At 48.0% G+C, this 13,322-nt stretch carries 11 protein-coding genes; 7 read left to right on the forward strand and 4 right to left on the reverse strand.

The window, feature by feature from the left end; all coding sequences use genetic code 11:
- Positions 1-23: 23 nt before the first annotated feature.
- Complete coding sequence (locus ACO08K_RS08815) at positions 24-743, reverse strand: hypothetical protein (RefSeq protein ID WP_421796027.1); 720 nt, start codon at positions 741-743, stop codon at positions 24-26.
- A gap of 292 nt (positions 744-1,035) precedes the next feature.
- Complete coding sequence (locus tag ACO08K_RS08820; protein WP_421796028.1) at positions 1,036-1,809, reverse strand: SH3 domain-containing protein; 774 nt, start codon at positions 1,807-1,809, stop codon at positions 1,036-1,038.
- A gap of 430 nt (positions 1,810-2,239) precedes the next feature.
- Between ACO08K_RS08820 and ACO08K_RS08825 the strand changes: the two genes are divergently transcribed.
- The 7 genes from ACO08K_RS08825 (at position 2,240) to ACO08K_RS08855 (ending at position 11,617) form a co-directional block, all read left to right on the forward strand.
- Positions 2,240-3,634, forward strand: a complete 1,395-nt coding sequence (locus ACO08K_RS08825; RefSeq protein ID WP_421796029.1) for a phosphatase PAP2 family protein — start codon at positions 2,240-2,242, stop codon at positions 3,632-3,634.
- A 208-nt stretch (positions 3,635-3,842) separates the two neighbouring features.
- Complete coding sequence (locus tag ACO08K_RS08830; protein ID WP_421796030.1) at positions 3,843-4,265, forward strand: hypothetical protein; 423 nt, start codon at positions 3,843-3,845, stop codon at positions 4,263-4,265.
- A gap of 223 nt (positions 4,266-4,488) precedes the next feature.
- Entirely contained in the window at positions 4,489-7,266 is a 2,778-nt protein-coding gene (locus tag ACO08K_RS08835) for a T9SS type A sorting domain-containing protein (protein WP_421796031.1), read from the forward strand.
- 147 nt (positions 7,267-7,413) lie between these two features.
- On the forward strand, positions 7,414-9,168 hold the full coding sequence (locus ACO08K_RS08840; RefSeq protein WP_421796033.1) for a phospho-sugar mutase: 1,755 nt from the start codon (positions 7,414-7,416) through the stop codon (positions 9,166-9,168).
- Between the two features lie 58 nt (positions 9,169-9,226).
- The gene (locus ACO08K_RS08845; RefSeq protein WP_421796034.1) at positions 9,227-10,138 is read left to right on the forward strand and encodes a S1/P1 nuclease; all 912 of its coding nucleotides are present in this window, start codon (positions 9,227-9,229) and stop codon (positions 10,136-10,138) included.
- A gap of 185 nt (positions 10,139-10,323) precedes the next feature.
- Positions 10,324-10,545, forward strand: a complete 222-nt coding sequence (locus ACO08K_RS08850; protein ID WP_421796035.1) for a hypothetical protein — start codon at positions 10,324-10,326, stop codon at positions 10,543-10,545.
- Between the two features lie 52 nt (positions 10,546-10,597).
- Positions 10,598-11,617 (forward strand): sialidase family protein, encoded by a 1,020-nt coding sequence (locus ACO08K_RS08855; protein WP_421796036.1) that lies wholly within the window; start codon positions 10,598-10,600, stop codon positions 11,615-11,617.
- 6 nt (positions 11,618-11,623) lie between these two features.
- On the opposite strand, the gene ACO08K_RS08860 is transcribed toward ACO08K_RS08855, so the two are convergent.
- Positions 11,624-12,277, reverse strand: coding sequence for a hypothetical protein (locus ACO08K_RS08860; protein WP_421796037.1), 654 nt, complete (start codon positions 12,275-12,277; stop codon positions 11,624-11,626).
- A 169-nt stretch (positions 12,278-12,446) separates the two neighbouring features.
- Complete coding sequence (locus ACO08K_RS08865; RefSeq protein WP_421796038.1) at positions 12,447-13,313, reverse strand: alpha/beta fold hydrolase; 867 nt, start codon at positions 13,311-13,313, stop codon at positions 12,447-12,449.
- Positions 13,314-13,322: the final 9 nt, after the last annotated feature.

Consider the following 13,322-nt stretch of genomic DNA (forward strand, 5'->3'; position numbering starts at 1 on the left):
TCATCAAATAAAAACATAAATAATTACTTAAGCTCCAGAAAATGCTTCATTTTATTGAGGATGATCCTAAGTGGATGTAATTCATCAGGGCAATGGGCGTAAACCACCTGATATTGGCCATGATTCTTTAGGTAGATGGTTACATAATCGCCATCAAAACAAGAGTTATTGAACTTTACGGGAAATCCAGAAAAGTCACATTTATTCAAATAATCCTTAATCTCAGCAAGGTTATCAGGATTTGCAGGAAGGGCTTTTTGGTCTAAAACAGAAAAACACCCTGATGTCAATGGTTTTGAACCTGTTTGAGGATTACAGTTTTGATCAATGATGAACCGCTTGAATTGTAAACCAGCAATGCCAATATAATAGGTCTCAACAACTGTCGTCAAAGCCTGTGAATGGCGTATTAGAATTTCAACTGAATCTCCATTTGCACTTGGGACGTCTGTTCGAACAATAGTGCTTCCAATAAAACTCGAAAAAGGTTTTCCTAAAAAACTAAAATACAAAGAATCAAAAGCCTGGCGGCGTTTAACTGCGTCTAATGCCTGCTTGAGTGTGATCTGTTGATCAACTGGTTTAAGCAACAACAATTGAGCAAAGTCCAAGCTCTGGTATTGCAAGGGAAGTCTTTGGTAAATAGCAGTGAGTTGTGCTACGTTAGGTTGTGATTTAGACTCTCTTGAGCCTTGACAACAACAAAGTGTTAGCACGATAAATAGAGATAGAGCCTTTTGCATAAAAATCGTGTTTAACTTGTTCGTAAGACAGAGGATTTCCAGCCTCAAAGCCCATAAGAGAGACATAGACCATCACGAAGTTTAAATGTGAAACCAAAATGAAGAAAATTAGCACAAAGGAAAAAAGAGAGGACACAAAGGACACAAAGTTAGACGTTGACAACGCTTCGCTTTGTGTTCTTTGTGTCCTCTCTTTTTTCCTTTGTGCTAATAAAATGTCGCTTTGTCAATGTTCAAAGTGACCAATGCTTCCTTAGTGACTTTGTGCCTTCGTGGCCAAATGAAAAGACTCCTAATCCGCAATCCCCGTATAAGCAATCTTCAACAATTTCTGTCCCCCGGCTTCCTCTGTACTCCTGGAAATCACCGCTCCCCAGCCGCCGCCTTCCGAACGATAATAATAGCTGATGCTGATCAATTGCCCGGTTTTATCCCGTTCCACTTTCAACTCATCCGACCAGGCCTGTTCCTTTTTGTCGGGGTTGGGAATGATGGTTTCAACCGCCCGGTTAACTTTGGGGTACAGCAATTTGGGTGGGATGTTCATCAGCAATTTGGCGATCAAAAAAGCCTCCTGCCAGTTTTGAGTCGATAAATGGATCGAACTTTCTGAGGAGTATATCCCCCCATAGTCCATCGTATGCTCTTCGTGCAGCACGGTGGCGTCGGGAACTTCACGGAGTTTTTCCACATAGGTTTCAATCTTGTACTCGCCTTCCGTGTTGATGGCCTTTTTGGGCGGCGGAAATTTCGACAGGTAACCATCAAAAATATAACCCGTTTTAGTCCCGTACTTCACTTGGGCCATCCCACCACTGAGTTGGTCGATGTTCATGTTTTTGGCAGCAGGTGGAGTGACCAGCGTTACTTTTCCGCCCAATGGAACCAGGTCCAGTTTGGCGGAATTGGGATCGGCGTCCTTGCGCAGATTCAGGCCACTGGGGGCCAGTACATAAAAGGTAGTGTTATCTTCCATCTCCACAAAACGGAAGGCAAGCTGCAGCACAAGAAAAACAGTCAAACCCATGAGGGTCAATTGTTTTTGAAAGCAATTCATTAAGCGCATAAGTTGTTTTTGAGTTTTGTGCAAACAAGATAAGGGAACGGAAGTATTGCTAGGTTGTGCCTATGGTGATTTTTATCACCCCTACCCTTTCACCCCATTTTAAAAACCAGTAAACCGTAAAAACATTGATGTTATTTTTATGATATTCAATTTTTTATAAATATTCAATTAAAACCCATAATATCCAGAAAATCGTAAATTTGTACTTTATAAGGCTTCTGATGCTGCCTAGGTTTGTCTCAGCAAACAGCTATTGCCTGCAACTTTCAGCAGGCAGATTCCCTGAGGTACACCATGACACCCCCATGTCTTTGGTATAACCTTACCCAATTAAGCATTCCTAATCATTTTGACTCTAAACGAGAGTTTATCAACGTGTTGCGTTGGTAGCTCCTGATCTTTTATTTGTTAACCTTATAAGTACTCTAACATGAATTTTACTTTTCAATCAAAAAAACTCCTTTGGGCACTTGTTGCCATCGGCTTCATGATGCTAAACAGTTGTAATCCCGACAACGACGACGATTTCAATGTAGCAGACAAGTACGCCAGCACTTACAGCGCCAAAGTTCCCCTGGAATGGAACAAACTGATGCTGGACATTGACCGCTACGCTCCTGGTTATCGCCCACCAGCAGCAGCCCGGATGATGGCCTATACCCAACTGGCCGCTTACGAAGCCATTGTACCCGGCATGCCCAACAACAATTCTCTGGCGAAACATTTCACTGCCCTGTCCTTACCTGCAGTGGAGACGGGCAAAGAATACAGCTGGCCACTTGCCGCCAATGCTGCATACGCAACCAGTTACAAACTGTTTTACCCACATGTCAATTTATCCTATTTTGACAAGATGAATGTGCTGGAAAAAGCCATCACCACCGAGTTTTCCGCCAAAGTTTCCAGTGAAGTGAGCACACGCTCCATTGCCTTTGGCAAAGCAGTGGCTGAAGCGGTTTACGAGTGGAGCAAAACCGATGCTGCGGGCCACGAAGCCTTCAAAAATCCTCGCCCCAGCACTTACACTCCACCGACTACTGGCGCAAAAGGAGAAAAATTGTGGCAGCCCACCTTCCCTGACTATACGCCTGCATTGTTCCCTTATTGGGGCAAAGTGAGAACTTTTGCACTGAAAGAAAGTGAAAAAACGGCCAAACCACCAATTGCCTGGAGTGAAGATCCCAATTCTAAATTCTACACCCAGGCCAAAGAGGTAAAACTGTGGGTAGACAATGCCACCGACGAGGACAAGTGGATTGCCGAATATTGGAGTGATGACATTTTTGAATTGACTTTTGAACCAGCTGCTCGCCTCATTTCCATTGCCAATCAAATGGTTGAAGAGGAGCAGATGAAACTGGATGAAGCCGTGGAGCTTTATGCCAAAATGGGCATGGCCCTGAGTGATGTAGCCGTAGCCGTCTGGAATTCCAAATACACTTACAATGTTGAGCGGCCCATCTCGTACATCCGTCGCGTGATGGATCCCAACTGGAAAACCTTGCTGAACAACCCGCTCAAGAGTGTCTCGGGTATGACTCCAGAATTTCCAGCTTATCCTTCTGGCCACTCAGGTTTTGGTGGGGCTGGTGCAGCCATCTTAACTCACGCATTTGGAACACATGAGATGACCGACGATAGCCACAAAGGGCGCACCGAGTTCGTCTCAAAAGCCAGAACCTATACCAACTTTGCCGAATTGGGCGTAGAAGATGCCTACAGCCGCTTGCCATTGGGTGTACACTTTCGTATGGATTGTGACGAAGGTTTGCGTTTGGGCTATTTGGCTGCATTGCGGGTGACGCAATTGCCTTGGAAGAAGTAATAATTCTTATTGAACATCTGATTCCAAAGCGACATAATTTTCACAGAGGAAACACAAAGAAGCACAAAGGACACAGAGTCAGACGTAGACGACGCTTTGCTTTGTGTCCTTTGTGCCCTCTTTTTTTCCTTTGTGATAAAGTAATGTCGCTTTGGAATTATTTTGAAAATTCGGGATAACTCATGTTTTTATCCACAAATTCAAAACCATGTCTGTTCTGCGTCTCCTGATCATCATTATCCTTTTTGGCACACTTAGTTGGGGCTGCCAAACTTCCACATCCCAGCCCTCTAAAAACAATCCCCCTGCCGAACTTCAACTCGCCCAGGCTACCCTCGACTCCTGCGCCATCTTCATCCCCTTGTGGCAACAAAAAATGGATAGCCTTTCCAAAATCAATGAGTTTGAAGCCTTAAAAATTCAAAACAACCTCAATATTCTGGAAGAAAACCTCCAGGACTTACAAAAACTCACGGCACTCGACCTAAAGTCATTCCCCAAAACCGAGGAATTGAACAACCATTTATTGCAATTGAGCACCCAAACCCAATACGTTCAAGCGCTGCTGGCTTCGGGAAAAGCCATCTACGAAGAACATTCTCAGTCATTTGGAAAATGGAAAAAAGAATAATTGTAGCCCCAAAATCGTTCGCTTACAAGTACCACTTTGTAAAAAATTCGCGTCCAAAATCAGTAAAGAATTGATTTTCAAATTTTTATTCTGAAATTATTACAGGTTCCTTTTATAAAAAGTGGTACGCTCCACGTTTTAACTCGTTATATTTTGCATCCCGAAATCAGCCCGGCATGACCATGGAATTTTCCAATTGCTTCATGCTTTAAATAACCGATTTATGATCAGACGCTTATTCCCCCTACTGCTGTTGATGCTGTTTGTTGGGCTCAACTTTAGCCAGGCCCAAACCACTAAAATCAAAAAAGTAGTTTTCCAGGGTTTCTGGTGGGACTACAAAAACAACAACTATACCAATGGTTGGGCCAACTACCTGGCCGAACTGGCACCCCGCCTCAAACAAATCGGCGTGGATGCCGTGTGGGTACCACCCTCTTACAAAAACCAGTCGCCAACCTGGGTCGGCTATGGCCCCATGGATCACTACGACCTGGGTGACAAGTTCCAAAAGGGAAGCCCTACAACTGCTACTGGCTTGGGCACCAAAGACGAATTCCTCCGCATGGTCGCCGTAATGCACGCCAACGGGATTGAAGTCATCCAGGACATCGTGCTCAACCACGTGGACGGCGCAGGCACCACCAGCGGCGCCGGAGGACAAGATCCCAATGCCTTCTCCATGCAGAGCAACTCGGGTTACAAAAACTTCCGCTACGCCAGCTATGCCACTCCTGCCATCGACGAGTCGCAAAACGATTACTGGACGCGCAGCGGCCGCTGGGCTAAAAACTACCGCAACTTCCACCCCAACGACAACAACAATTGTACTACCGGGGACATCTGTTCCGCCTATTTTGGGCCAGACATCGATTATACCGCCACTTCCTACGGCCAAAGCTCAAACATACCTACCTCCGGAGTACCAGCAGGTTATCCCGCTACCCGCCCCTACCACAATCCTGCCCAAGGCTACGATTACATGTACAATGGTGCCATTGACTGGTTGAAATGGTTCAAAAAACAAAGTGGTGTAGATGGTCTGCGCTGGGATGCGGTCAAACACTTTAGCATTTACCCCCAACGCGATGGTAGCCGCCGGGTGAAATATGACATCGGCTGGGCCAATGGTGGGTACTCCATGCTCAACATCGGCGAATGGATCGGGAGCACAGGCGACCTGGATGGCTATGTGACCAACATGGCCCAGGCCAGCGTAGGCTATGGCTATGAAGAGCATACCGGTACTTTTGACTTCAACCTGCGCGCTTATGGCTCCGGCGGAAGTTTGTACGAAATGGTGACCCAAAACATGAGTGGCAGCTACAATCTGGCCAACCTGCCAGGTTTGCAGCAAAGCAAGCGGTACAACGATTATGCCTCTCCTTCCGCCCGGGTTCACCGCACCATTCCTTTTGTAAACAGCCACGATACCTATCGCCCTTATCTCACTGCCAATGGGGATTTCCTGAAGGGACTGGGTGATGCCACAGGTTGGAATGAAGGCCAGGAACTGGGTGGCAATGGCAAACACATCGACCCCCGCGAGCCTCGCATGGCGGCTGCTTACGCTGTAATTATGGCCATGGACGGCAACCCGATTGTATTCTTTGAAGACATGTTCAACATTGGGACCACGGGTAAACGTTACTCGCACATTCCTACCAGCACTACTGACTTGCCCAACTGGAACGACGTAGACAATCTGGTTAAATGCCACCAAAAATTGCAGTTCAAAGAAGGGGCTTACAAAGTGCGCAGTGCCGAAGCAGGCGCCTGGTATCCAGGTGGTTCCAGCTCCAATAACCACCTCGTGATTGAGCGCAGCGCCAAGGCTATCATCGGTGTGAATGACCAGTACAGCACGGATCAGGAATTGTGGATCGATTCCGATTTTGCCCCAGGCACCATCCTAATGGATTATTCCGGCGCTAACGGCACCATGACTTCCACCGTGCAGGGCGACAAGCGGGTTTACATCAAAACCAAAGCAGTTGGTCACACTACCTCCGGTGTTTATGGACATGGCTATTCAGTATGGGCCCCCGTACCTGGCAATACCCCCTTCACCACCGTTGCCAACATGTTTGCCCACCTTAACTACACCCCTCAACGCAGCGCCGTTACCGATCAGGAATGGGAAATGGACAACGACCTCGGTGATAGCCACTGTAGCTCTCTGGGCCAGGGCGGGCGCACTCCTGACAACTCGCCCAACGACCGGGTAGTGGGTAAAATTTATGCCAAATCAAGCAGCACGGTAAGTTATGCCATCACCCTGGGCACTCCTGGCAGTAGCCTGACCATCAATTTTTGCGACTTGGCAGGCAATGTAATCCATAGCAAAAGTGGCAGCACCGCCAGTGTGACGGGTAGCTTCAGCAATGCCTCCAACCGCTGGTTGACCATCAAAATTCGCAACACCAATACGGGCTACAATGGTCAGAAGTGTTATGTAAAAGTGAGTTATTCGGCCCCAGCCAGCATCACCGCAGCTAGCACTCCGTCCGCTACTACCAAGTCGATCTGGACCAGCAACGGCGGCTCCAGCAACTGGAACGATTGCCGCAACTGGGAGGAAGGGAAAATACCCACATGTACTGCTGCCGTGCTGATTCCACACGCAGTCAAGTACATGCCTGTGCCTGATCCATGTTACACCGGAACCATCACCAATCTTTCTGGTGCTCCAATGCCTTCCAAACTGAATGAAAACGGATTGCGTACAGGTGCGCTGCCCAGCCATTTCGAATTCAATGCCCAAGTTTACCCCAACCCAACCGATGGCGTGAGTACCTTGAATGTAGAAACCTCGGTCGAGTCTTCTGCCTTGCTCAAAGTGTACAACACCCAAGGGCAGCTTGTCGCAACCAGCAAACATCAGCTCTGGACTGGACAAAATACCCTCAGCCTCGACCTACAAGACCAAACTAAAGGCATTTACCTCCTGGTGTTGGAAACAGCGCATACCCGTTGGCATGCCAAGGTGAGTAAATTCTAAAAGCCAATTACTGCTTAAGATTTTATTTTGGAAAAAGCGGGGCGAATGCTCCGCTTTTTTCTTTTTTGGTCATTGAAAAATGGATAAAAAACCTAGTTTTACACCTGTCTAACTTTTCAATCGAAAACAGTCCGAAAAGCGCCAACCATGTCGAACGCAATTGATACACCAACCCGCCAGCGGATCCAAAGCTGGCTCGATGGCAATTACGATGCCCAAACCAAAGCGGCCATTCAGGCTTTGCTGGATGCCAACAATGAAACCGAACTCATCGATTCTTTTTACAAGGATCTGGAATTCGGTACCGGAGGATTACGCGGCATCATTGGGGTAGGCTCCAATCGGATGAACCGCTACACGGTAGGGGCAGCTACTCAAGGCTTAGCCAACTACTTGAACCAGAATTTCCCCGGGACAGAAATCAAAGTAGCCATCGCCCATGATAGCCGCAATATGTCGCCGGAATTTGCACAAATTGTGGCCGATATTTTTTCAGCCAATGGCATCAAGGTCTTTCTGTTCAAAGCCCTGCGGCCTACACCTGAATTGTCCTTTGCCATCCGGCATTTGGGTTGTCACAGTGGTGTTGTGATCACTGCTTCCCACAACCCTCGGGAATACAATGGCTACAAGGCGTATTGGACCGATGGCTCCCAGGTAGTTGCACCCCACGATGCCAACATTGTAGCTGAAGTCAACAAAATCCAATCCCTATCAGATATTCGCTTTAATGGCAATGCCGATCTGATCACCATGATTGGAGAGGAAGTGGATGTGGAATTCCTGAAAACCATCCAGGCCAACAGCATCAACCCAGCAGTCATCAAACGCCAACACGACCTCAAAATCGTGTATACTCCAATCCATGGTACCGGTATTACGCTAGTACCTAAGGCCTTGGAGTTAATTGGCTTCACCAACGTTCATATTGTACAGGAGCAAGCTACTCCAGATGGGAATTTCCCAACCGTGGTATACCCCAATCCCGAAGAACAAGAGGCCATGTCTATCGCCATGCAGCAGGCCAAAGCGATGGATGCTGATCTGGTTATCGCCACGGACCCCGATGCTGACCGCGTGGGGGCAGCCGTAAAGAACCAGGCAGGCGAATGGCAGTTGCTCAATGGCAATCAAATGGCCAGCCTGATCATTTATTACCTTTTGCAAGCATGGAAGGATGCAGGTAAATTGCAAGGCAAGGAGTTTGTCGCCAAAACCATCGTAACCACCAATATCATCGATGCCATGTGTGCTGCTTATGGGGTGCCATGCTACAATACCTTGACGGGTTTCAAATACATCGCGCAGGTGATTCGGGAACTGGAAGGACAATCTAAATTCATCGCAGGTGGTGAAGAAAGCTACGGCTACCTGATTGGAGATGCTGTACGGGACAAAGACGCGGTGGCTTCTTGCGCCATGATCGCCGAACTCACTGCTTATGCCAAAGACCAGGGTTTGAGTCTGATTGACTTTCTGACTCAGATGTACCAAAAGCATGGCTTCTACTACGAAGGTTTGATCTCTTTGACCAAAAAAGGCAAAGCCGGGGCGGAAGAAATCCAAAAAATGATGGCAGATATGCGCAGCAATCTGCCCAGCTCAGTAGCAGGTTCAGCTCCTATTGAGGTCTTGGATTACAAAAGCCTGACCCGCAAAAACCTGCGTACAGGAGAAACAACCCCCATCACTCAAGGCATGGGGATTGAAGCTTCCAATGTGATCCAACTCATATTGGAAGACGGCACCAAGGTATCGGCTCGCCCCAGTGGCACTGAGCCTAAGATTAAATTTTATGTATCGGTGAATGCGCCACTGAATGATCCGGCTGATTATGATGCTACACTGGAAAGCCTGAAGGCGAAGGTGAAGGCGATTCAGGTGGATTTGGGGTTGGTTTGATTGAAAAATATTATTCATTATTGGGCGACCACAAAGGGTCGCCACTACTGGGATTTCCATGAAAAAAATATGTTTTGTAATAATCTTGCTTTTGGGCGGTATCCAGGCCAAGGCCTGGTGGGATCACGGCCACATGGTGACCGCCATGATTGCGTACCTCAATCTGGACAAAAAAGCCAAAGCCAAGGTGGATTCACTGACCGCAGTGCTGGCGCGTGATTACCCTCAGGTCAACCACTTTATTGTTACCGGTCCCTGGCCCGATGACCTCAAAGCGGATGGCGTCCATACCTATGACACGTGGCACTATGCGGATTATCCAATCAATAATGATGGTTTGGTGGTGCATGATGTACCAGAGGTAAATGCCATTTGGGCGGTCAATCAATGCAACGGCATTTTGAAAGCCCCGCAGGCCAAGCCCATGGAGAAGGCCCGCTTTTTGTCTTTTTTAGTGCACATTGTCAGCGATTTACATCAGCCCTTGCACGCTACAGCTCGCTTTACCAATGACATACCTGGTGGCGACGCCGGGGGCAACCTGTTTCCCTTGAAAGGTACCTGGCGCAACCTCCATGCCATGTGGGACGATGGCTGTGGTGCACTGAGCAAATACAACGATCTTCGCCCTTTCGGCAAACCCAAAGTGCCTCTCACTGAAGCCCAAATTGAAAGTGTCCGGGATCTGGCGAAAGACCTAATGAAGCAATATCCTGAAAAAAGTTTCGACAATATAAAAACGCTTGATCCTGATTTTTGGGCATTGGAAAGCAATAAGCTGGCGGCTAAATATGTCTACGGCGTCAAAGGCAAAGACGATCAGGGGCGCAACCAATACCTGCGGCCTAATGATGAACCTACTCCCTTTTATTTGGAACAAGGGCAGGAAGTAGTGCGCAAACAGTTGACTTTGAGCGGCTACCGTTTGGCGGCGATACTCAATGATTTGTTTGGGGAGAATAAAAAATAGATTTTCCTTTCTGGCAGCGCTCAATCCATAGGTTGTGCGGTACTTAGGTGTAGCTTAAGTGCCTTAGGTTTCTTAGGTTTCTTAGGTGGTGAAAAAAGAAAAGCAGATCATAAATTTCTTTACCACCTAAGAAACACAAGGCACTTAAGACACACTAAAGGATGACGCTCTCGAATGCAATTGCAATGCAGGAACTCATCAATAAAAACTGGGACTACATTCTCTCTCAATCCGAAGAAGACTTCATTCTGGAAGTGGTCTGTGGCACGGTGGCTATTTATACAATTACCTTCAAGCTGGACGAAACAGAAAGAGCGGGGTTTGAGGCAGAGGGAGAACGTTATCTGGATCATTTGGCCTGGAAAGTCCGGGATTATCCGGAAGAATATATAAAGCGTCGGGTCTAGCCTACTGTTAAACCCTTGTGTACAATTTGATTTGCCTCAAAAAATAAAACCTATGCGCAAGCTGCTTTTCGCGCTGCTCCTGTTCAGCCTCAACCTCTCCGCCCAAAGCACCAACTTCAAATCCGAGTTCATTTACGAAACCGCCCCTTTCCCCTCCTGCCACGCTTCCACCATTGCGGAAACGCCGCAGGGTCTGATCACAGCCTGGTTTGGCGGTACCCACGAACGGCACAAGGACGTAGGCATCTGGACCAGTCGCCTAGTGGATGGCAAATGGACCACCCCCGTGGAAGTTGCCAATGGGGTACAGAATGAAACGCTCCGCTATCCCTGCTGGAATCCCGTTTTGTTCCAAATGCCCGGCGCCGAGTTGTTGTTGTTTTACAAAGTAGGGCCAAGCCCCGCCGAGTGGTGGGGCATGATGATGCGCTCCACCGACGGGGGCCAAAGTTGGTCGAAATCCGAAAAGCTCCCCGATGGCATCCTTGGCCCCATCAAAAATAAACCCGTTTTGCTCCAGGATGGCACCCTGCTGTGCCCCAGCAGTTCCGAGCATGACGGCTGGCGGGTACACTTTGAAACAACCAAAGACGCAGGGCGCACCTGGAGTAAAACTCCCGCCATCAACGACGGCAAAGAATTTTCAGCGATTCAGCCCAGTGTGCTGTTCCACTCGGATGGGCGTTTACAAATTTTGTGTCGCAGCAAAAATGGCTACGTGTTGGAAGCTTTTTCAACGGATCAAGGTAAAAGTTGGTCACCGCTCAAAAAGACCAGTTTGCCCAATCCGAATTCCGGCACTGATGCCTTGACCCTGCAGGACGGCCGCCAACTCATCGTATACAACCACGTAACCAAACGCAGTCGTCAATGGGGAGGGGATCGCTCACCCTTGAATATCGCCCTTTCCAAGGATGGCAAAAACTGGAAACAACTCATGGCCCTGGAAGAAGAACCCAAGCAGGAGTTTTCCTACCCGGCAGTGATTCAGGGTTCCGACGGCCGCATCCACATCACTTATACCTGGAAAAGACAACGGATCAAGTACGCTACGCTGCTGTTAAAGGAGTAATGGGGCTCAATCGAGGTATACCCCAGCATATCCATAAAGGGCCAAAATACCACCTACGGGTATCCCTTTGACCCAAACGGCCAATTCTTTGGCATCGTTCTGCAAAAGCTCGGTCCAATCCTGCTTAAAGCGGTTTAGCCAACTCAATGGAGCAGCCTCCAGGCCATAACAACATTTGTAGAGGGAGCCAACATAGGCATAGGTAGCGGCATTTTCTTCACCTTCAAAACCCATTCCTTCAAAGTAACGGATCCCTTCTCCGTTGGCAGCCAACACTTGTTGGTAGTAAAGGCCATTTTGTAAGCCCCATTCAACAAACAGCAGTCGGGTGCTGCGTCCGGGAGAATGCAACAAGGCCAAATAATCCCCCGGCTCATCCAGAGGGCTGAGGTAAATGTCAAAGCAGTCGTGGTGGAGAATGGTCAGGTTGTGGAAATCGGCCTCCTGGGCAAAAAGGGGAAATTGTGCCTCAGCTTTTTCAATAAACAGGTGTTCCAGGGTAGCTGAAGCCCGTTGCTGGGTTTTGATGTGTTGGAGTTTTAGTTTGTTTTGCAGCAAGGCCGGAATACTGGGATCGGCACTGAGATCAACTGCTGGTTCAGCAGTGCAGGCACTCACCAGCAGGATCAATCCAAGGTAATACAACACAGGGTTTCGCATGGCATCTATATTTTGATACTGCGAAACTACGGGGGGATTTTGGGCGAAAGAACGACAGAAACAAAGGTGGTGTTCCCGCTCAGATTTTGAATTAAATCCTGATGGATTTTACCCAAAAAAATGGCTACCAATTATTTACACTTCAACTCCAGGGCCTTTTTTTTATTGATTACGGCATACCTAGTGCCTCCAAAATGGCCTTTCGCGTATCATCCGGGTTCATAAAAGGAATCAAATGCCCCCATTCGGGTTTGACCATCATTTTGAGTTGTTTCGGGTGAATGTTTTTTTCACTGAATTCAATGTTGGAGGCAGGTGCCAGCATGTCCTTTTGGCCGTGCAAATGCATAATGGGCGTTTGTAGATTGAACCAGTCTCCCCGCATTTTATCCAATTCGGCAGCATGTGAAAATTTTTCCGATCCAGATACCCGCCAGGCTCCGGAAAGCATCCAGCGGGTGGCCGCCCATTTGCCGATGTAGGAAAACCAAAAAATCGGTTCGTTGTCGGGATCATTCACTGGGGCCAACATCACGACTGACTGGATTCTTTCGGGATAAACCATGGCCGTTTTGGCTACAATGGGGCCGCCGTAAGAATGGCCTACCAGAACTATCCTACGGCCCGGGTATTGATCCATCACCGCTTTGACTGCCTTCGCTTGGTCAGCAATGGAAGTCATTGCTTTGCCATACAAAGAATAGCCATAACCCGGCCGATCCATGGAAACCAAAATGGCGCGGTTTAAGAGCAACGAATCAGCTTGATACTGGAAAAAATCGCGGGCAGATCCAGGCGCGCCATGCACAAATAAAACCAGCGGTGCATCCTTGGGCAGGGTATCCCGTCCTGTTTCGATCCAGTGCAGCTGACCTTCGACATAGGGCAGGGTTTTGATTTTGACAGCGGTGTTTCGCTTTTTGAAATAAGCCTGGGTCTTTTTGTCGGAGGAACGGAACCCAGATTGCATATTGTACACAACGAAACCAAGGATTAGAATGCCGAGGCCGAGGAGGATACGGGCGAGGAGTTTCATAGTGGTGAT

The sequence above is a fragment of the Haliscomenobacter sp. genome, assembly GCF_965225875.1.
GTDB lineage: Bacteria > Bacteroidota > Bacteroidia > Chitinophagales > Saprospiraceae > Haliscomenobacter.